Below are 18,744 nucleotides of genomic sequence, written 5' to 3'. Positions count from 1 at the left end.
AGGTATTAATAAATGGTTTTCTGAAGTTCCCGTGCCCAGGAGATAAGCTTTTCCTTATCGTGAGGGGACAGTACCGCTTTTCTGTGGATCAAAGTATAGGAACCTAAGGGCATTTCATTTTTCTGGATCATTTCCACGACTTCATCTAGCTTATGCTTTCTCTTTTTAGCATCATAGCTATAGAACTCGTCGAAATTTATTTCTTTTTTGCCATCAATAACATGTTTTTTCTGCCACCAGGCAAAGGGCTGGATATAACTATACCATGGATAAACGGTATTGTTAGAATGACAATCGTAACAACTGGTCCGAAGCAGCGCGCCAATCTCTTTAGGAATTGCATAATGAACATCCATCGCATTGGGAGATACTGAGCTAGAGGTATTTTTCTCTGGCCTAAACAATTGTATAACTACTAATAATATGGCAATGGCAAATAGTACTTTCCTGATCATTGTTGTATTTGTTAAGTTTATCAAATAAATTAAAAATTACCACATAAATAAAAACCAGCCTTTCCGTCTCGATAAGATGGCATCAAATTAAATGCAAAGCTATGCCTTCCGTTTATGAGTTTTCTTACCTGGGGATACAGAATATAACTCAGCTTTGTTGACAATATTCCAAATCCGGCGCCAGCAACGACATCGCTTAGCCAGTGACGGTTGTTATACATCCTTAATGCACCCGTTGTAGTAGCTACCGCGTAACCGGCATATTCCAACCAGGGATACTGCTCACCATATTCCTGCTTCAGAAATTCTGCCGAAGCAAATACTGTTGCTGTATGTCCCGAAGGAAAGGAATTAAACACCGAATGATCGGGTCTTTCCCTTTTGGTGATGTGCTTCATCGCAGTTACGGAGCCCGTCATGATGGCTATGGACATCAGATAAATTCCTACGGCATCCCCTATCCGGTGCCGCGTCTTAACTCCGGCCAGGTGTAATCCAAATACTACAGCAGCCGGGGCAAATTGCAGGTAGTTATCTGCATGCGCAGCAAAAAGTGGATGATCTTCCTGGAGCTCATTTTCCGTGGTCAAATCAAGGCTTCTAACTGGATTCTTCCCGGCAAGTGATACTAAACCATAACCGATAAAAGCTGCAGGAAAGACGAAAGCAGCAGCTTTTGGATGATAACCGGAGGCCGCTAAACTGTCTTTGTTCTGGGCAGCACAATTCGATGCAACCAGTGTGAATAGAAATGAAATAATTGAAAACTCGCGCCTTATTTCGGAAATCCTCATTGTAAATGCGTTAGTTATATAAGTAATTAGTTTTAATAGTTGATTCATCTTATTTTAAGGTTTAACGAAATGACATTAGAGACCAGTCCCGTAGATCTGCTGTAATGTCCATAACGCAATTCCAGAAGACTGACGCGCTGCATACCAAATACTCCTGTCGGCGGGGCCAGTCGGATACCTGCACCGTAGAAATCGCTGTTTAAAGTTGAAAGGTCATAGTCACTGGTGAAATAAGTAGTACCAGGAGTGTGTTGTCCGTAACTTGCAAAGTAGCGCGTTCCCTCCTGCGTATTATAGCGGTAAAAAGGACTGATGGAGATAAAAGAACTCAGCTTTACCGGAACTTCCAGTTCAGCGGTATGTGCCCTGATCCCCCAGTTGTCTATGTAGTAACGGTAAAACGTCCTGACCAAAATGTGATCTGTTGCGAAATAATTCAGCCGTGCTGCGATCGGCAGTTTGAACCGCTGATCCGGGAGCGTCTCTGCTTGGAGGGAGCCGTCCGTAAAATAGTCACGCTGATATTTGGTCGCCAGTAAACCCTTCTGGAAGGATGGCTCCACTACGATGACCGCCTGAAGCTTCTGGTTAATGACCTGGGAAAGAGAAAACGAAGAGCTGAATGAATTGCGGGGGCTGGCACCCTCACTTTTGGACTCGTGCCCGTTACCGGTGACTGTCCGCAGCTCTATGGGCAGTATCACTGTCCATGTGTCTAAAAAAGCCTGAAGTTTAAAATCGAACTGGGTGTTTTTGTTCTTCGATAAACGCGTCAAATTAAATCCTACACCGATGGACTGGTAATCGTATTCACCCGAATAAGATCCAGTAAATCCGAAGGAATTACCCGTAGACTCATTGGACTGTGTCCAGTTCAGTGAAGGATAAATCCGGTTATCCGCACTTGAAGCCGAAGAAATCGTATTTGGATCTATTTTATCAGACGATGCAGAGCTGTAGTGATCAATGCCCAGTTCGAACAAAAACGTATTTTTCCGGCCTTTTTTATTGAATTTAGACAGCTGAACATCAATCGTATTGGCAAAGTCAGTTAGTTTCTCCGTGCCAATGCCACCGGTAACAGCGGAATTATTTCCGGTCTGGTTATAATAAGCAGATACCAAGTTGATCTCATCCATCTTTAATTTTCGGCTCTGGTAGCTATTGCTGTCAGCAGCCTCCGGTTTTATTTTAATTTGCCCCTGAGCGCCTAAAACACCCAGAAAAAGCATGATCACATGCAGATAAATTTTTCTCATGATATACTCGAATTAATTACAGCCACAACCCCCACCGCTCTTACCGCCATTTGCGCCAGATGCGCCTTCCCGGTAGAGCTGGAAACTCTGCTCAAATTTCTGGACCTTTCTGGAGGAAAGGGCCATTTCGGCATCGTTCAGCCTGTTCTTTTGATAAGGCTTAACACTACTGCAGGCACTTAAGCAAATTAGTCAGGATTAGTCCTGAGGACAATAAAACCCAGGCACGCTTTGAAAATTTCATATCAGTATTTTAAGTTTATATTTTTTGAGGCATAGATCCGGTCATCGTCATCGATGACCACACATGCCACATTCTGCAATTGATTGATCAGGTCCAGTCCGACCTCAACACCCATCACCATAACCGGGGTAGCCAATGCATCGGCCAGTTCAGCACTTGGACAAATGATACTCACACTTTTTATGCCTGCTGCCGGCAAGCCCGTTTTAGGATCAATGGTATGAGCGTATTTCTTTCCATTAATAACTGCGTATTTTTCATAGTTCCCTGAGGTCGCTACCGCCATATTGCTAATGCTCAACGCCGAAAAAGCATGTTTTTTATGGTCAGGGTCAGCAATTCCAATCGTCCATGGCTGCCCGTCAGGCTGCATGCCCCAGGTCACCAGGTCACCGGCCGCGTTCACAATCCCACTTTTAATGCCCATGTCCCTCATAACCTGCTTGGCCCGGTCGGCTGCATAGCCTTTACCTATCCCCCCAAACCCAATGCGCATACCCTTATTTTTGAGCATTACGGTAGAGTTCTGAATACTGACCCTTACATTTTCATAGTTGATCAGTTCAACAGTTTTTAATGCTGTCTGGGGATCAGGCAATGCTGTCATGTTCACATCAAAATTCCAAAGGCTCTTGTCAATGGAACCGTAGGTAATATCAAACGCACCCTGGGTAATGGAAGAAATTTTCAGGGAACGGACAATCAGTCCGACTACTTCTTCATCGACCTTGACCGGGCTGATGCCGGCATATCGGTTAACTTCATTAACCTGGCTGTTTTCTTTAAATGTACTCAGCAATTCTTCTATGCGTCTGACTTCGGCGATAGCTGCTGAAATGGCTAGTTTGCCTATCACCTCATCATCGCAAACTGCGGTGAACTCGAAACGGTTACCCATCAGCTTTTTGATCTCCCTGAACGATTTTTCTCTGGCCACTTCAGTATTTTATTTTGTTGCAGATTTAGCCACTTGCTGAACGAATTCTTCGGGACGCTCCTGTGGAAAGCCATCCCAGCTCCTGATCACTTTTCCCCTCTCATCTGTCAAGACAGTAAAGGGGAATTTCCCGTCAGGGTTATAACGTTCGGCCAGTGCTTCATTGAGCCTGGTCTGTTCGGCTGATAACCTGTTCTTTTTTTGTCTCGGGAAATCTGCCCGAACTAGGACCAAATGCTGGCCTGCATATTTTTCGAAGGCTTCGGTCTCCAGGATTTCTTTTCTAAGCCTGATACAAGGCCCACACCAGTCCGAACCGGAGAAGTTAATCAGAACCTGTTTGTGGGTTTCACGCGACACTTTTAACGCCTCATCAAAATTGCCCAGCCAGATGGCCGAGGGTACAAATAGATACAAAAATGAGATAAATAGTAGTTTCATAATCTTAAGAATAAACCCGTAAATTATTTCCGGTCAATTGTGTATGGTATGTAGTTAATGCCTCGTCGAGCAGGCTCATTAGCGACCGCCCCGCTTTCGGAAAATGTTGAGCAATGGTTGGTGCAATTGATCATTGCAAATGCCGCCGCGCTCATACTTATACCGTTTAAAAAATCTTTTCTGTCCATTTGAATTTATTCCCCTTAATATCCTAATCGGCCGCAGATTAAGCCGCCAAGTCCCCGTAAATGCCCTGAATGAACCGACTAACCTTATTGGCATAAGACAATATCCAGCTCAATTCTGGAGACATTATGAAGTTCTATGTTAAAAGATGTTAATCTGATTTTTCTGTGTCAAAGCCGCGCACGGTTTAAAATCAACCTTAAAGCAATGCTGCCCGTCATTATACATATAGTTATAGCCAAAGTGAAGACGTACGCAAATTTGCTTTAAAATAGCCAGTCCCAGTCCGGTGCCATCAGAACCGCTGTCCTTATAGAAGCGGTCGAATATTTTATGCTCATCTAAAGCCTTGGCAATGCCTGTATTTCTGAAAGTCATACCATCGCCAGACAAAATGATTTCGATGTGTCCATGCTCATGATTGTGCCTGATCGCATTACTCAGCAGGTTGTTGATCAGAATTTCTAGTAAGTATCTGTTCGTATTCAGGCTTGCAGGATTTAACGTACTGATCACGCTTAAACTCCTTTTTTGAATCAACTCCTGAAAATAAGAAATCCGTTCCACCAGTAATGTCGAGATGTCGACAACTTCCTGCTCGTTAATCAGGTTATTGTCTATTTTTACCAGTAAGAGCAAATTTTGGTTCAGCTTGGTCAATCTTGACGTTGCCTTGTAAAGATCTGCCAGGGTCTCGCTTTCTTCTTTTCCAAGCCGGTCAGATTGCAGCATAGTATCCAGTTTTGAATTGATAACCGCCAGCGGGGTCATCATCTCATGAGATGCATTTTCGGTAAAAAGCTTTACCTCTTTGAAATCTGACCTGATACGAAGCGAAATGTCTAGAATTGCCTGGTTGAGTTCCCGGAATTCCAGAACAGGACTGTCAATTACTTCAAAGGACTTGTCCTGGTTCAAATTGAAAGTTTTGAGGCTTTCCAGGATCTGCCTGAAAGGACGCCAAAGCCTTCTGGTCATGAAGCGGTTAACCAGCAACAACACTGCTAAAAGCAGTAATACCGGCGAAATAATGACCATAAAAATACTCTTAATCTGATCATCCCATTCCACTTTAGAGGTGAAGATCTGCACCTGATAATTCGAGTCATTAAAACTGACGCCGGTTTTAAGATATCTCGCCGCTTCCCTAACCTTTTTTTTAGGATTATAGAATACCGTGTCGGCGAACTTTCGACCGGTATCTGCGTGCCGTGTTTTCTTATACTCAATCACTAAATCTTTGAACTGCTCATGGGCAGGAACAATATTCCGGCTATGTGTAAAATCATTGACCTCCATCAGTTCTTCTACCAGGTTACTGTCGATCTGCTTATTTAAATAAAAACTTAGCGTGCGGTAAAAAAGAAACCCTATGCAGATAAGTCCTAGCGCACTTACTAACAGCAACATTCGGTTATAACTTGTTAGCAGTTTCATATCTATTGAAATTTATAACCAATGCCATAAACAGAATGAAAGTAATCCTTACAGCCAGCGTCTGTCAGTTTCTTTCTGATGTTTTTGATGTGTGTATAGATGAAATCAAAGCTGTCCGCCATGTCTGCATCTTCCCCCCAGATGTGTACGGCAGCAGCAGATTTCGAGATCACTTTGGATTTATTGGTCACAAAGTACAACAAAATATCAAATTCCTTTTTGGTGAGATAAACCTGTACACCTAAGATTTTTACTTCTTTTGAATTTACATCAATTTCAATTTCGTTGAATTCCAGTTGATCGCTCCCGTTAAAATTTCTCCGGCGAACAATTGCCATTATCCTTGCATTCAGTTCAGAGAGATGAAAAGGCTTCACAAGATAATCATCTGCGCCCAGGCTCAGACCTTGGACACGCTGTTCTATGGAATCCCTGGCTGATATGATCAATACACCATCAGGTTTCTTCGATTTCTTCATTTGTCTGAGTAGCTCCAACCCTTCTCCATCCGGAAGTCCCAAGTCTAGCAGAACGCAGTCGTAATCATACATGCCGGTCTTTTCACTCGCCTGATCAAAAGTTGCTGCTATGTCGCAAATATTCCCTTCGGCGGTCAAGTATTGGAGTATACTTCTGCTCAGGCTTTCTTCATCTTCTATAATTAACAGCTTCATTAGTTAAATATCTGATTAAAATCTGAAGACAAACTGTAGCTATAAAATCGCTTAACTATAATCTTAAATGTGATATCGGTTCGCGTTTAAAACCTTTGCCTGCACGATTGGCAATTTATTTAATTGCTGACGTTTAACAAGGGCCAAGAGATCTTCTTTGATTAGCTTTTCAGCATTAATTAATAGGAGGATTTCATCGATGATGGCATCTTCGGTTTTAAACATGGACACCTTTACCTCCATAGAATCACCTTCCAGTAATTTTTTTAATTCACATTTTTGGGACTGTAAACTGTCCTTCAATTGTCTTCGGCGTTCCAGAATAACATTCAGAGTAAAACTGATCATCTCAATTTTCGGAAGACTTTCTCTTTCAACTTTTTCCGAAAGTACCTGATTAAAAATATTTTGACAAAAATGAAACTCATCTTCCGGAAAAAGAAGATCTAATCGCAATTCTTTTTTTTCAAGATAATTTTCCTGAAGTTCAGCGGATAATGTCGAATCTATTAGTGTATCCATATCAATGTTGTTCATGCTCAAAGCTGAACAAAAAATTATTTTGAATATATGATCATGATCAGGGGTTGAATTGATTGTGGTCACCACGCTATCCAGTCAGAACCGGAGCAACTTAAAATTCAAAATAATCGAAGTTGGTTATTCTCCTGAAATTAACATGTCTGTTATGCTTTGTTAAGCTGATTTTTTATAGAGTTGTCTCACAGTTGGTAGTAAGGTAATAAAAAGCATAATCAAGGCCAAAATGATATAGAAGGTATGCAGCCAGCTTACCGCTTGTATAAAGACCATTTCGACTTGTATCCAGATAATTAATCCAAAGGCTATGTATACGCAATAGGTCCAGGACCAGTGCATATCAGAAAAGCAATTTAGCATTTCGGCAAACCAGCTCTCAGGTTTCTTTAATAAAGCGATTATCAGCAGGCACGGGGCCAGGCCCAGAACGGTGAATAGGATGAGGCCAGGTATCAAAAAACTATTGAAAGGTGATGGATCAAGCAATGACAAGGGTAGTCCAATCAGTTTGCCGGTAGGCGAAACGATCAGTGCTCCACCACCTCCAATTGCACCCAAACCCAAAAAAGCCAATAAAAAAATTAAATAAATTAAACCCGTTGTTTTCATTTCCTTTAAATTAATACCTCTAGAGGCGTGATTATGAATACGATAAAATGCAGGTGCTTTACCCTCAGATTGTTTGAATAAAGGATTCAACTGGCCTCCTCAATGAAACAGGTTCAGGATAATCCTTTACATAACCCGCTCGCAAAATAAACTGAACGGGATCATTTATGCCGATAGATGCGTTAAAACGCTGATGAATCGATGGCTCTTCCAGTATCTGGGTCATCGGATGTATGGCTATGTTTTTAGCTCTTACTTTCAGTAGCAACCGTTGCATCCGCCTGCCAGTTTCGATCAGACTAGTTACAGAGGCATCCTTACTTGTAAGTAAAATCCAGGCAGCTGAAGAAGCTACCTGTTTTTCTACCTGGTCGATATTCTGATCCCTGAAGCTTTTACCCATTACATTAGATTTTCCATAAAAGTTTCGAACAACCCAACCAGAAATACCCGCAATTTCCATGCTCCCAGTGGTAAGACCATCCCGGTAAGTTTCAGCATCCTTGCTTGAAAACCTGATCCACTCAGCCAATTCTTTTTGCGCCTGCTCCCTGTTTGATTGAAGCTTATTGGCTTCGATGGTTTGTTCATTAAGATGATGGTATGCCTTATCCGCACGGGGAATGAAGTGAATTTGATCTGGTTCCTTGTCAACCAATAGTCTGATGTCTTCTATTTTTAATTCTTCGGAAAGGATGTTGGAGCGGACTGTCCGGCGTTGTATAATACTTTTGGTATTATACCGGATCGCGTTCCCCGACCGGATTAGTTTTACTTCCATTAAGTCCTCCTGTTGATTAGTGGCTCCGATTAAACCGAACTGACAAACGTACCCCAGGCTATTTGCGGCATACTCCAAATTCTGAATAAATGCACCGATAGACAATATCGTTTCGCGCTGTGTTGGATCGACAGCTGGCAACCATTTACGTTTATCATTGCAGATGACCCAATGCAAAGGTTCAATATACTTGATCATCCAGGGCTGGGTATTGTGGCCGCTAGGTGCCAGGGAGGCAAGATATGCTATCTGCAGTTCCTCAGTTGTTAATGGTGGCAGGACTTTGCTTTCAGCTCCCAGATCGGCCCTGATGAAATTACTCTTATCGCTGAAGGCATAAAAAGTTGCACCCGCAATAAAAACAGATCCACCTGTTACTCCTAAAAATTTTCTTCTGTTCATGATTTGGTATGATTATAAATTCTTGCTTGCGGTCAGTCGTTTTTGCCATTTAAAAAGCTCAAACCATATTACCGATAAGAACCCGATGCTAACACTTGCAGTAAACTCTAAGAGGCTTAAAGGCTCGAAACCAAAGAAATTTGCAAACGGATCAAAGTAGATCAGTAAGCCGGAAATTAACACGGTGATCCCAATGATTATTAATACAAGATTGTTCTTATATCTTATCGTGGTAAACAGAGAGTAGTAAAACGACCTATTAACCATAGTAAGGGAAATATTAGCAGATATCAGACAAGTAAATACCATTGTGCGGGTCAATTGCTCATCTGCTTCCCTGCTTACTGCATAATGATAAATCATTAAACTTCCTGCAGTGATCACAAGACCTTGTATGACGCTTGTTGTTAATTCTTTCCAGGTAAAGAATGTAGTGCTAAACGGGCGAGGCCTTTGTAACATCGCATCTTGTTCCACCGGCTCGTTTTCGTAAATGATGGAACAGGTTGGCCCCATGATTAATTCCAAAAAAATTACGTGTACAGGTAAAAAAATGTTAGGGTATATCCAGCCTAAAGCCAGGGGAATAAATACTGTTAAAATAATTGGGATATGTATGGAAATGATATATTGTATTGCTTTTTTTAGATTGGTGTATATGCGCCTGCCCATAGCAATGGCGTCCACCATCTTAGAGAGGTCGTCTTCCAACAAAATCAACGATGCTGCCTGTTTGGCAATCTCGGTGCCTTTTTTACCCATAGCTATGCCAATATGGGCGGCCTTGAGCGCAGGGCCATCATTGACACCATCGCCTGTCATCGCCACAATTTCGCCTTTCGACCTTAAAGCCTTGACAATCCTTAATTTAGCCTCAGGGAACATTCGCGTAAAAATATTCACTCTTCCCACCGTAGTTTTGAGTTCCTCTTTGGACAACTGCATCAGCTCCTCTCCGCTGATACATAGTTCAAAACCACGAAAACCAATTTGACGGGCAATTGCGCTGGTGGTTTCTGCGTTGTCGCCAGTGATAATTTTAACTGCGATACCCGCCTTGTAAAAGGCTTGCAATACCGCAGTAATATTTTCCTTTGGTGGATCATAGAATGCCACCAGCCCTACAAACTTAAATGCAAACTCCTGCTGGGTAACCGGGAAGTCATTACCCAGAAAATTTACTTCACCTACAGCCAATATCCGATAACCTTCGGCAGCTAGTAACTGAACTGCCCCGGCTATCTGCTTTTTCTCGAGGGCATCTAATTTGCTGTTGCTGATCAATGCTTCCGGTGCACCCTTAGCTGCAATAATGCGTTTTCCCGTGCGATTTTCAAACAAGTGAGTCATCATAGGTGGTTTGCCACCCAGCAGATATTCATGGATCATGTGGTAATCAGGACGTTCGTCCACAAGACCTGTTTTAGAATAAGCATCGTGCAAGGCTATTTCCATGGGATCAAAAGGTATGGGTTCACTCGCCCACATGGCCAGTGTGATCAGTTCCTGAACAGATACATTGGAGACCTTTTCTTGTGTATCTGAGATTCGGTTATCCTGCAGGGAATATACTTTCGCCAAACTCATCTTATTCTCAGTAAGGGTGCCGGTTTTATCGGTGCATATCACCGATGCGCTGCCCAGGGTTTCAACCGTTTTCATCTGTTTAACGACGATCCCCATTTTCATCAGCCGCCAGGCACCCAGCGCCATGAAAGTCGTAAACGCAACCGGAATCTCTTCAGGCAGGATACTCATGGCCAGCGTTAGTGCTTTAGTCAGGCTATCCAAAAGATCAGCAGAATGGAGATAATTAATAGCCCATACGACCAAAAATACGAGTGTCCCGACGATCACCATTTTTTTAACAAAATTATTGATCTGTATTTCCAGTGGTGTTCGCTGCGTCATTATAGACTCCAGGCTTTTGCCAATCTTACCCAGACTAGTTTGATTGCCTATGGCGGTTATGGTTGCAATGGCCAGACCGCTTGCTACAGTGGTACCTTGAAAAATTAAATTATTCGCTGAAAATTTGTCCTTAAAAACAGCCAAAGACTCACCGGTGAGAATGCTTTCGTTGACAGAAAAATCATTGGAGTGAACAATTATGCCGTCTGCCGTTACGGAAGTTCCTTCTTCAACCATCAGGCTGTCGCCGACCACCAGATCCGAGCTTTTAACATCTAAAACCTTTCCGTTTCTGACCACCTTGCATTCAGGTTGCGATATATTTTTTAACTTTTCAAGCGCGTTACGGCTTCTGGAGTCCTGATACAAAGAAATACCTGCAACCACTAAAATTGCTAGAGCCAGAAAAATGGCATCTCCAGATTTCCCACTGATAAAATAAATGCTGGAAGTAACCAGCAGTAAGATTACCATCGGTTCCTTTAGCAATCCTAACAGCGCAACAATAAAGCCGCTTTCCTTTTTAAATGAAAGTTTGTTTGATCCATATTTCGACCGGGAAGTATTCACCTCAGCATCACTTAATCCAAGTATGTTAAAATTATTTATTGCCATCCTTTTTATCGATCAACTTAGTTTCAGCCTAGAATAGGTTTCAGATTCCATTTTTCATAAGGTGTTAACCATGTTAAATCTAAGCTAGGTGTAATTCCAAACAAGAAGAATGATTGTCATCATCTGTATATTAGATACTCGTCATCTAAGGGTAACACACGGCGCCAGCAGTAATCTTAATCATGTCCTTGATTGATGAACATCATTGTCATCGATTCATGCAATAATTACATTTACCCATGCGTAATTGATAAAAAAAATGAAAAGCAGTTTTATGTTGTTGTAGTATTTGCCTAAGGCTACTAGTACGACCATAAATTAATTACCTGACAAGTGTGGGAAGTGAATTGCACTGCAAATTCTTTAGGGTGTCTTTCCAATAAAAGAACAGGCAGGATAGTTAACAAAAGTTGAAAAGCTATACCCAGTAGTGGGTAATGAGACCTTAAGAAACACCAATTTAATTGATATTTACAGAATGGAAAACCTAGAGCAAATCACCGAATTCAAATCTTCACCTGAGCTGATAGAGAAGCTATATAGATACAGCATACACAAAAAGTATGATGCTGGAAGTATTATACTTAATGAAGACGCTCATATCCGATCTATCCCCATTGTGACTAAAGGTGTCCTGAAAGTAATGCGTACCGAAGAAGACGGCAGAGAAATTTTGCTGTATTACATAAAGCCTGGCGAAAGTTGCATTATGTCTTTTTTGGGTGGACTGCATAATGAAACCAGTAAAGTAAGGGCCGAAGTTGAGGAAGATGCTGAAATCCTATTCCTTCCATTAGAAAAAGTTTCTTTATTCATCAAAGAGTACCCACAATGGCTGGACTATATTTTTAGATTATACCACAAACGTTTCGAAGAATTGCTTGAAATTGTTAACGCTATTGCATTTAAAAAAGTAGATGAACGTTTGCTTAACCTGCTTAAAAAGAAATCAGAATTAACCGCGACTAAGACCATAAACATAACCCACGAACAATTGGCGAATGAACTTGGTACGGCTCGTGTTGTTGTTTCAAGATTGTTAAAACAGTTAGAAGATATCGGTTCAGTACAACTGGGTAGAAACAAAATTATTCTTATGTAACTAAAGTGGCTGTAGCATCCTTTGACTCGAACTAGTTTTGTAACATCAAATCAAATTAAATGGATATTACAGGTTACGCAGCATCAATTCTTATAGGTATTTCATTGGGATTAATTGGTGGAGGAGGCAGTATTCTTACCGTGCCCGTCTTAGTATACTTATTCGCTGTTGATGCAGTTTTAGCTACAACATATTCACTTTTTATAGTTGGCTCTGCAAGTTTGGTTGGTTCTTTCTCGTATTTTAAAAAAGGATTAATTGATGTCAAAACAGCATTTATTTTTGGTATTCCTTCAATCGTAGCTGTCTTTTTAACCCGAACTTACCTCTTAACTGCAATCCCTGAACATGTTTTTGAAATTGGAAGTTTTACGGTAAGCAAACGTATTTTGCTAATGATTTTTTTTGCAGTACTCATGGTTTTAGCTGCTTACGGTATGATAAAAAAAGGAGATGAAGAAAAAACAACTGATCAAAAATCTGCGAGCGAGTTTTGGGTGGTACTACAAGGATTTGCAGTGGGAATGGTAACTGGGCTAATTGGTGCAGGTGGCGGGTTTTTAATCATCCCGGCATTGGTTAACCTTCTCAAATTACCAATAAAAACCGCCATTGGCACTTCATTGATTATTATAGCAGTAAACTCACTCACTGGATTTACATTTTCTTTCGAACAAACCCAGATCGAATGGTCATTTCTACTTACAGTAACCTTAATTGCCATTGTAGGCATCTTTATAGGCACTTATGTATCAACCAAAATAGAGGGTAAAAAGCTAAGGCCCGCATTTGGTTATTTTGTACTGGCAATGGGCATTTACATTATCGTTAAAGAAACCTTATTTAAGTAAATCTATTGTGTAACCAAAGTAGCTGTAGAACAAAATAAAACTGACCAAATTTGTATCATCAATAATTAAAAAATAGAAAATTATGTTTTTTCAACATGTATATGATAAAAGCTTAGCTCAAGCGAGCTACCTAATTGGTTGCCAGGCAAAAGGCGAAGCCATTGTAATTGACGCGCGACGTGACATGGATGTGTACCTTAAAATTGCAGCGCAAAACAATCTTAAGATTACCCACATTACCGAAACCCATATCCATGCAGATTTTTTAGCAGGATCCAGAGAATTGGCTGCAGTAACTGGCGCTCAATTGCATTTATCAGACGAAGGTGGCCCGGATTGGCAATATCAATTTGACCACATCGGATTAAAACGTGGCAACAAAATAAAAGTCGGCAATCTTACCTTTGAAGTATTGCATACTCCTGGACATACCCCAGAAAGCATTAGCTTCTTGTTAACTGATCACCCTGCCACTAGCGAGCCAGTGATGATTTTTACCGGAGATTTCGTTTTTGTTGGAGACATTGGTCGACCTGATCTATTAGAGAAAGCAGCAGGAATGATCGGCACTCAAGAAGAAGGTGCAAAGCAGATGTATGAATCTATTAAACGTTTTACAGAACTGCCGCCTTTCGTTCAGGTTTGGCCGGGGCATGGTGCTGGTTCTGCCTGCGGTAAAGCACTAGGCGCCGTACCAAGCTCGACGGTAGGTTACGAAAAAATTAGAAACTGGGCCTTCCAATACGAAAATGATGAAAAAGGCTTTGTAGCGTATCTATTAAACGGACAGCCTGAGCCACCAAAATATTTTGCGGTGATGAAGCACCTGAACAAGATTAACCGTCAATTGTTAGTCGAAATTCCGCAGCATCAGCATTTAAGCAAGGCACAGCTTTTACAAGCCCTTAATGATGGCATCAAAGTGATCGACACCCGTAACAAAGTAGATTTTGCCAATGGATTTATACCAGGTAGCATCAACATACAGCACAACAACAGTCTGTCTACATGGGCGGGTTGGATTTTAAATTACCAGGAGCAATTTATCATTGTTGCGGAATCTGCCGAAATGGAAGAAATTACCAGAAAACTCATGAGAATCGGATTGGATAATATCTACGGTTATATCACCGATGTTGAGGATCTGGGCATCGAGCTACAAACAGCGGATGTAATTGACCTGGAAACATTTAAAACCTATTTAGGAAAGGAGGATGTACAAATTGTTGATGTACGTGGCTTATCCGAATACACTGAAGGGCATATTGACGGTGCAGAACATGCTTTTGTTGGTACATTGCAGGACAGCTTAGATAGAATCAGCAAAGATAAACAAGTGATAATCCATTGTCAGGGTGGCGATCGTGCTGCGATTGCCTATTCGATCCTAAGAAGAAATGGTTTCGATAACGTAAAAAACTACTCAGGCGGTATGAAGGAATGGTTAGCTAAAGGAGAAAAAACAATATAATTATGGGAATATTTTCATCAATATTTGGCACATCAGACCAGACGAAATTGGCTGAAGTGATTAATGAAGGAGCATTTTTAGTAGATGTTCGTAGTCCCGGCGAGTTTTCTTCGGGCAGTGTTAAAGGCGCCGTAAACATCCCTCTGGATAGTTTACAACAGCAATTGACCAAGTTTAAAGGCAAGCAAAACATTGTGGTATTCTGCAGAAGTGGAAATCGAAGTAGCATGGCTAAGAGCATCTTATCACAACATGGGTATCCAGACGTGGTAGATGGCGGCACGTGGCAAAATGTAAATAAAGTATTAACTCAATGAAAACGATACTTATAAAAAACTGGAATATAATGCGTCTCCTACGCTTAGGAATGGGTATATTCATCATTACGCAAGGCGTTTTGGCAAAAGAATGGGCATTTATCCTTATGGGGAGCTTGTTATCTTTAATGGCAACATTCAATATTGGTTGTTGCGGTACCAGCGGATGTAGTTTTCCAACGCCAAAGCACAAGGACATCGGTAAAGACATCACTTATGAAGAAATAAAATAATGTCATAACTAAAAAATGGACAACGTACATAGAAAAAATCACTGGGATACAGTTTACGAAACGAAAAGCCCAGGGCAAGTAAGTTGGACACAAAAAATCCCTAAAACTTCGCTTGAATTCATTTCGTCTTTTGAGGTAACAAAAGACGCTAAAATTATTGACATTGGCGGCGGTGATAGTAGACTTGTGGACTATTTGGTCGACAAAGGATTTGAAAATATAACCGTTTTAGATATTTCTGAAAAAGCACTTGAAAAAGCGAAAAAACGTTTGGGCGACAACGCACAGAAAGTAAATTGGATTGTTAGTGACATCACCGAATTTGAACCTACCACAACTTTTGACATTTGGCATGATAGAGCAACCTTTCACTTCTTAACAACGAATGAACAAATTTCGAAATACATGGAAATAGCCAGAAAATCTGTAAATCAGTTTATGACAATCGGGACTTTTTCAACGAGTGGCCCCACAAAATGTAGCGGACTCGACATTAAACAATACACGGAACAAACACTGACAGCTGAACTTAAAAACGGTTTTGACAAAATTCGTTGTGTAACTGAAGACCATACAACACCATTTGATACGACACAAAATTTCCTGTTTTGTAGTTTCAAAAGACAAATTTTATCTGAAGTTGAATTTAAAATGAATAAGTAACATGAAAAACAAAATATTCGCCATTATTGGTCTTTTAGTTGGAGCTTTAAGCGGCTATCTTTACTGGAAATTTATTGGTTGCAATACTGGCACATGTGCCATCACCTCTAGTCCAATAATCAGTACCATTTATGGTGCGCTTATGGGTGCAGTAACAGGTTTAGCAATACAAAAAGATAAAAAACAAACGGCATGACTTTTCAAGAAATCATCAATCAAGATAAACCGGTTTTAATAGATTTTTTTGCCGAATGGTGTGGCCCATGCAAAATGATGTCGCCCATGCTAGAAGATCTAAAAAAGCGAGTCGGCGATAAAGCCATTATCATTAAAATAGATGTAGATAAAAATCAGCAAGCCGCAACAACCTATAGAGTAAGTGGTGTACCAACACTAATTTTGTTTAAGAAGGGCGAAATCCGTTGGCGACAGTCGGGTGTAGTACCCGTTTCCGATTTAGAAAGATTAATTAACGAGAACCTGTAATTCATGTATAAAAGTATTTTTATCTTGTTGATAGCCATTATTTTAAACAGCTGCGGCAATACCCAAACCAATTCTACACCAACTAGTCTTTCGGCTACCGAATTTGCAGAGCAGTTAAAAAAAGACAATACCATTCAGTTACTTGATGTGCGTACGCCAGGGGAGTTTAAAAATGGACACGTAGAAAATGCGATTAATGCGAGCATAGTTGGCAGTGATTTTGAAAATCAAATCGCTGCTCTAGATAAGTCGAAGCCTGTTTTTGTATACTGCCTAAGCGGACCAAGGAGTCATGCCGCCGCAAAGCAAATGCGTGTTGCAGGTTTTAAAAATGTTGTAGAAATGCCCGGCGGGATGATGGAATGGAGAGCAAAAAGTATGCCCGAAACCAAAGATGCAACTGCCATTGACACAAAAGGATTAAGTTTAGCGCAATACGAAGCTTTGCTAAGATCAGACAAAATGGTGTTGGTAGATTTTTATGCCGACTGGTGCGCGCCCTGCAAAGAAATGAAACCATATCTGGATAAAATCGCCATTGATATGGCCAACAATGTGGTTTTAGTACGAATTGACGCAGATGCGAATACGGAGCTATGTAAAGCCTTAAAAATAGATGCCTTACCCGTTTTAAAACTCTACAAAAACAAGAAAATGGTTTGGGATAATTTAGGTTTTATTGATGAAGCCTCGGTACGTAAACAGTTGAAATAAATTGCTTGTGTAACTAAAGTCACTCTTCTACTAATTAGAATGTTGCATGTTTGTAACATTCAAAAATAGATCAAAACATATGTTAGAATTTTTAAAACAACCTTGGCCTTGGTACCTAGCCGGGCCGCTAATTGGTTTAACCGTACCTGCACTTTTACTATTAGGGAATAAATCTTTTGGGATTAGTTCTTCATTAAGACACATTTGTGCATCTTGTTTTCCTGCTAATATTCCGTTCTTTAAGTACGAATGGAAAAAAGAAGTATGGAATTTGGTTTTTGTTTTCGGGATATTTTTAGGAGGCGCGATTGCAATGCAGCTTTTATCTAACCCCAACCCTGTTGTTGTAAATCCAAAATTGGCTGCCGAACTGGCGGGTTACGGCATCACCAATTATGAGAATTTAGTGCCTACTGATGTAATGAATTGGACATCGCTATTTACCCTCCGAGGATTTCTGTTAATGGTTGTGGGCGGTTTTTTAGTAGGTTTTGGCACCCGATATGCCGGAGGATGTACTAGCGGACATGCAATTATGGGTCTGTCTAATCTGCAATGGCCTTCACTCGTCGCAACAATTAGCTTTATGATCGGCGGCTTGATCATGGGCAACCTGATTTTACCTTACATTTTATCTCTTTAGTTAAATCACCATGCAGCAAGATAACAATACAGATTTCGAAATTCGTTCTTTAGACGCCATATGCGTGAACGAAAGTCATTTAGAACACAAATGGTATCACAATAGTAAATACCTAATTGTAGGCATATTGTTCGGCATAGTCTTCGTCAAATCAGAAGTAGTAAGCTGGTTCCGCATCCAAGAAATGTTCCGCTTACAATCGTTCCACATGTACGGCATTATTGGTAGCGCTGTAGTAGTGGGGATGATTTCGGTTTGGCTAATCAAAAAATTCAACATCAAAACCATTTATAGCGAAACCATCGAATTCCATACAAAGAGTTTCAATAAGGGTCAAATATATGGTGGTTTGTTATTTGGATTGGGATGGGCTGTTACGGGAGCTTGTCCGGGGCCATTATTTGCGCAGATTGGCACTGGAGCTACTGTAATTTTGGCAACACTGATAAGCGCTATCGCAGGTACTTGGGTATACGGGTTGTTTAGGGATAAACTGCCACATTAAATTTGCTTCTATGTTTAGCTTAAATCATTACTATGTATAGTGATAAGTTATGTTTTGCCCATAATTCACATGCCGGACATCAACACAGCCTGATAATCGGCTGGGTATCCGATACGATGTAAGCCGAAGACTGACGCTGGGTATCAATGACTTCATACTTTTACAAATAGACAGTGGTTAGATCCCTAAAGGCAGTTTCCAACCGGAATTCTAATCAGCCGCATAGCTCATTTCCATCGAACCATGGATCTATTCAGATGGAGCCAGTTATTTTTTGGAAGAGCAGGAATTAAGACCTGTCAAAGCATAAAGAGGACAAAAGCTCACCAGGCTGGTAAGTACAAACACACCTGCCAAAACCACTAGTGTAATGCCCATCGTGCCGGTAATAGAATTCGTAAAATATAAAACAGCAATGATTGCTGCCACGACGGACCGAATGATGCGGTCTGGATTTCCCATATTTGTTTTCAT

General features: G+C 40.9%; 24 protein-coding genes. 11 read left to right on the top strand and 13 right to left on the bottom strand.

Features of this window, described 5'->3' with window-relative positions:
* Window positions 1–5 precede the first annotated feature (5 nt).
* The 12 genes from EZ437_RS12485 to EZ437_RS12430 all read right to left on the bottom strand — a co-directional run bounded on the left by EZ437_RS12485 (window position 6) and on the right by EZ437_RS12430 (window position 11,285).
* On the bottom strand, window positions 6–455 hold the full coding sequence (locus tag EZ437_RS12485; protein ID WP_131596343.1) for a heme-binding domain-containing protein: 450 nt from the start codon (window positions 453–455) through the stop codon (window positions 6–8).
* Window positions 456–484: 29 nt separating this feature from the next.
* Window positions 485–1,297: a phosphatase PAP2 family protein gene (locus tag EZ437_RS12480; protein WP_225869568.1), complete on the bottom strand. Its 813-nt coding sequence runs from the start codon at window positions 1,295–1,297 to the stop codon at window positions 485–487.
* Entirely contained in the window at window positions 1,294–2,508 is a 1,215-nt protein-coding gene (locus tag EZ437_RS12475; protein WP_131596342.1) for a DUF3570 domain-containing protein, read from the bottom strand. Before EZ437_RS12475 ends, EZ437_RS12480 begins: the two co-directional genes overlap by 4 nt.
* A 12-nt stretch (window positions 2,509–2,520) precedes the next feature.
* The gene (locus EZ437_RS21960; protein ID WP_262708919.1) at window positions 2,521–2,634 is read right to left on the bottom strand and encodes a DUF4266 domain-containing protein; all 114 of its coding nucleotides are present in this window, start codon (window positions 2,632–2,634) and stop codon (window positions 2,521–2,523) included.
* A gap of 119 nt (window positions 2,635–2,753) precedes the next feature.
* Window positions 2,754–3,689, bottom strand: a complete 936-nt coding sequence (locus tag EZ437_RS12465; RefSeq protein ID WP_317126428.1) for an FAD:protein FMN transferase — start codon at window positions 3,687–3,689, stop codon at window positions 2,754–2,756.
* 9 nt (window positions 3,690–3,698) lie between these two features.
* Window positions 3,699–4,130, bottom strand: a complete 432-nt coding sequence (locus EZ437_RS12460; protein ID WP_131596341.1) for a thioredoxin family protein — start codon at window positions 4,128–4,130, stop codon at window positions 3,699–3,701.
* A 327-nt stretch (window positions 4,131–4,457) separates the two neighbouring features.
* Window positions 4,458–5,753, bottom strand: coding sequence for a sensor histidine kinase (locus tag EZ437_RS12455; protein WP_225869567.1), 1,296 nt, complete (start codon window positions 5,751–5,753; stop codon window positions 4,458–4,460).
* 2 nt (window positions 5,754–5,755) lie between these two features.
* A complete protein-coding gene (locus EZ437_RS12450; protein WP_131596340.1) occupies window positions 5,756–6,427 on the bottom strand; it encodes a response regulator transcription factor in 672 nt (223 codons plus the stop codon).
* Between the two features lie 63 nt (window positions 6,428–6,490).
* Window positions 6,491–6,949: a hypothetical protein gene (locus EZ437_RS12445; RefSeq protein ID WP_131596339.1), complete on the bottom strand. Its 459-nt coding sequence runs from the start codon at window positions 6,947–6,949 to the stop codon at window positions 6,491–6,493.
* Window positions 6,950–7,123: 174 nt separating this feature from the next.
* The gene (locus EZ437_RS12440) at window positions 7,124–7,576 is read right to left on the bottom strand and encodes a hypothetical protein (protein ID WP_131596338.1); all 453 of its coding nucleotides are present in this window, start codon (window positions 7,574–7,576) and stop codon (window positions 7,124–7,126) included.
* A gap of 64 nt (window positions 7,577–7,640) precedes the next feature.
* On the bottom strand, window positions 7,641–8,759 hold the full coding sequence (locus EZ437_RS12435) for an Acg family FMN-binding oxidoreductase (RefSeq protein ID WP_131596337.1): 1,119 nt from the start codon (window positions 8,757–8,759) through the stop codon (window positions 7,641–7,643).
* Window positions 8,760–8,771: 12 nt separating this feature from the next.
* Window positions 8,772–11,285, bottom strand: a complete 2,514-nt coding sequence (locus EZ437_RS12430) for a cation-translocating P-type ATPase (protein ID WP_131596336.1) — start codon at window positions 11,283–11,285, stop codon at window positions 8,772–8,774.
* A gap of 478 nt (window positions 11,286–11,763) precedes the next feature.
* Here EZ437_RS12430 and EZ437_RS12425 point away from each other — a divergent pair, with 478 nt between their 5' ends.
* The 11 genes from EZ437_RS12425 (at window position 11,764) to EZ437_RS12375 (ending at window position 18,270) form a co-directional block, all read left to right on the top strand.
* Window positions 11,764–12,387, top strand: coding sequence for a Crp/Fnr family transcriptional regulator (locus tag EZ437_RS12425; RefSeq protein ID WP_131596335.1), 624 nt, complete (start codon window positions 11,764–11,766; stop codon window positions 12,385–12,387).
* Window positions 12,388–12,446: 59 nt separating this feature from the next.
* Window positions 12,447–13,238, top strand: a complete 792-nt coding sequence (locus EZ437_RS12420) for a sulfite exporter TauE/SafE family protein (RefSeq protein ID WP_131596334.1) — start codon at window positions 12,447–12,449, stop codon at window positions 13,236–13,238.
* A gap of 82 nt (window positions 13,239–13,320) precedes the next feature.
* On the top strand, window positions 13,321–14,709 hold the full coding sequence (locus EZ437_RS12415; protein WP_131596333.1) for an MBL fold metallo-hydrolase: 1,389 nt from the start codon (window positions 13,321–13,323) through the stop codon (window positions 14,707–14,709).
* A gap of 2 nt (window positions 14,710–14,711) precedes the next feature.
* Window positions 14,712–15,026, top strand: coding sequence for a rhodanese-like domain-containing protein (locus EZ437_RS12410; RefSeq protein WP_131596332.1), 315 nt, complete (start codon window positions 14,712–14,714; stop codon window positions 15,024–15,026).
* Entirely contained in the window at window positions 15,023–15,259 is a 237-nt protein-coding gene (locus EZ437_RS12405) for a hypothetical protein (protein WP_131596331.1), read from the top strand. The genes EZ437_RS12410 and EZ437_RS12405 overlap by 4 nt, the downstream gene beginning before the upstream one ends.
* Before the next feature lie 15 nt (window positions 15,260–15,274).
* Complete coding sequence (locus tag EZ437_RS12400) at window positions 15,275–15,922, top strand: class I SAM-dependent methyltransferase (RefSeq protein WP_131596330.1); 648 nt, start codon at window positions 15,275–15,277, stop codon at window positions 15,920–15,922.
* Window position 15,923: 1 nt separating this feature from the next.
* The gene (locus EZ437_RS12395) at window positions 15,924–16,118 is read left to right on the top strand and encodes a DUF6132 family protein (RefSeq protein WP_131596329.1); all 195 of its coding nucleotides are present in this window, start codon (window positions 15,924–15,926) and stop codon (window positions 16,116–16,118) included.
* Complete coding sequence (trxA, locus tag EZ437_RS12390) at window positions 16,115–16,408, top strand: thioredoxin (RefSeq protein ID WP_131596328.1); 294 nt, start codon at window positions 16,115–16,117, stop codon at window positions 16,406–16,408. Before EZ437_RS12395 ends, trxA begins: the two co-directional genes overlap by 4 nt.
* A gap of 3 nt (window positions 16,409–16,411) precedes the next feature.
* On the top strand, window positions 16,412–17,122 hold the full coding sequence (locus EZ437_RS12385) for a thioredoxin domain-containing protein (protein WP_131596327.1): 711 nt from the start codon (window positions 16,412–16,414) through the stop codon (window positions 17,120–17,122).
* A gap of 79 nt (window positions 17,123–17,201) precedes the next feature.
* Complete coding sequence (locus tag EZ437_RS12380; protein WP_131596326.1) at window positions 17,202–17,765, top strand: YeeE/YedE family protein; 564 nt, start codon at window positions 17,202–17,204, stop codon at window positions 17,763–17,765.
* A gap of 10 nt (window positions 17,766–17,775) precedes the next feature.
* Complete coding sequence (locus tag EZ437_RS12375; RefSeq protein WP_131596325.1) at window positions 17,776–18,270, top strand: YeeE/YedE family protein; 495 nt, start codon at window positions 17,776–17,778, stop codon at window positions 18,268–18,270.
* 267 nt (window positions 18,271–18,537) lie between these two features.
* Here EZ437_RS12375 and EZ437_RS12370 read toward each other — a convergent pair whose 3' ends face one another.
* A complete protein-coding gene (locus EZ437_RS12370; RefSeq protein ID WP_131596324.1) occupies window positions 18,538–18,744 on the bottom strand; it encodes a YgaP family membrane protein in 207 nt (68 codons plus the stop codon).

The organism is Pedobacter psychroterrae, from assembly GCF_004331695.1.
In the GTDB taxonomy this organism is placed as follows: domain Bacteria; phylum Bacteroidota; class Bacteroidia; order Sphingobacteriales; family Sphingobacteriaceae; genus Pedobacter; species Pedobacter psychroterrae.
This window is presented reverse-complemented; position numbering and strand designations above follow the sequence as displayed.

Bases quoted from the DNA above. Each gene is read 5' to 3' on its own strand.
- EZ437_RS12485 (WP_131596343.1), bottom strand. From the start codon at position 455: ATGATCAGGAAAGTACTATTTGCCATTGCCATATTATTAGTAGTTATA.
- EZ437_RS12480 (WP_225869568.1), bottom strand. From the start codon at position 1,297: ATGAATCAACTATTAAAACTAATTACTTATATAACTAACGCATTTACA.
- EZ437_RS12475 (WP_131596342.1), bottom strand. From the start codon at position 2,508: ATGAGAAAAATTTATCTGCATGTGATCATGCTTTTTCTGGGTGTTTTA.
- EZ437_RS21960 (WP_262708919.1), bottom strand. From the start codon at position 2,634: ATGGCCCTTTCCTCCAGAAAGGTCCAGAAATTTGAGCAGAGTTTCCAG.
- EZ437_RS12460 (WP_131596341.1), bottom strand. From the start codon at position 4,130: ATGAAACTACTATTTATCTCATTTTTGTATCTATTTGTACCCTCGGCC.
- EZ437_RS12455 (WP_225869567.1), bottom strand. From the start codon at position 5,753: ATGAAACTGCTAACAAGTTATAACCGAATGTTGCTGTTAGTAAGTGCG.
- EZ437_RS12450 (WP_131596340.1), bottom strand. From the start codon at position 6,427: ATGAAGCTGTTAATTATAGAAGATGAAGAAAGCCTGAGCAGAAGTATA.
- EZ437_RS12445 (WP_131596339.1), bottom strand. From the start codon at position 6,949: ATGGATACACTAATAGATTCGACATTATCCGCTGAACTTCAGGAAAAT.
- EZ437_RS12440 (WP_131596338.1), bottom strand. From the start codon at position 7,576: ATGAAAACAACGGGTTTAATTTATTTAATTTTTTTATTGGCTTTTTTG.
- EZ437_RS12435 (WP_131596337.1), bottom strand. From the start codon at position 8,759: ATGAACAGAAGAAAATTTTTAGGAGTAACAGGTGGATCTGTTTTTATT.
- EZ437_RS12430 (WP_131596336.1), bottom strand. From the start codon at position 11,285: ATGGCAATAAATAATTTTAACATACTTGGATTAAGTGATGCTGAGGTG.
- EZ437_RS12425 (WP_131596335.1), top strand. From the start codon at position 11,764: ATGGAAAACCTAGAGCAAATCACCGAATTCAAATCTTCACCTGAGCTG.
- EZ437_RS12420 (WP_131596334.1), top strand. From the start codon at position 12,447: ATGGATATTACAGGTTACGCAGCATCAATTCTTATAGGTATTTCATTG.
- EZ437_RS12415 (WP_131596333.1), top strand. From the start codon at position 13,321: ATGTTTTTTCAACATGTATATGATAAAAGCTTAGCTCAAGCGAGCTAC.
- EZ437_RS12410 (WP_131596332.1), top strand. From the start codon at position 14,712: ATGGGAATATTTTCATCAATATTTGGCACATCAGACCAGACGAAATTG.
- EZ437_RS12405 (WP_131596331.1), top strand. From the start codon at position 15,023: ATGAAAACGATACTTATAAAAAACTGGAATATAATGCGTCTCCTACGC.
- EZ437_RS12400 (WP_131596330.1), top strand. From the start codon at position 15,275: ATGGACAACGTACATAGAAAAAATCACTGGGATACAGTTTACGAAACG.
- EZ437_RS12395 (WP_131596329.1), top strand. From the start codon at position 15,924: ATGAAAAACAAAATATTCGCCATTATTGGTCTTTTAGTTGGAGCTTTA.
- trxA (WP_131596328.1), top strand. From the start codon at position 16,115: ATGACTTTTCAAGAAATCATCAATCAAGATAAACCGGTTTTAATAGAT.
- EZ437_RS12385 (WP_131596327.1), top strand. From the start codon at position 16,412: ATGTATAAAAGTATTTTTATCTTGTTGATAGCCATTATTTTAAACAGC.
- EZ437_RS12380 (WP_131596326.1), top strand. From the start codon at position 17,202: ATGTTAGAATTTTTAAAACAACCTTGGCCTTGGTACCTAGCCGGGCCG.
- EZ437_RS12375 (WP_131596325.1), top strand. From the start codon at position 17,776: ATGCAGCAAGATAACAATACAGATTTCGAAATTCGTTCTTTAGACGCC.
- EZ437_RS12370 (WP_131596324.1), bottom strand. From the start codon at position 18,744: ATGAAAACAAATATGGGAAATCCAGACCGCATCATTCGGTCCGTCGTG.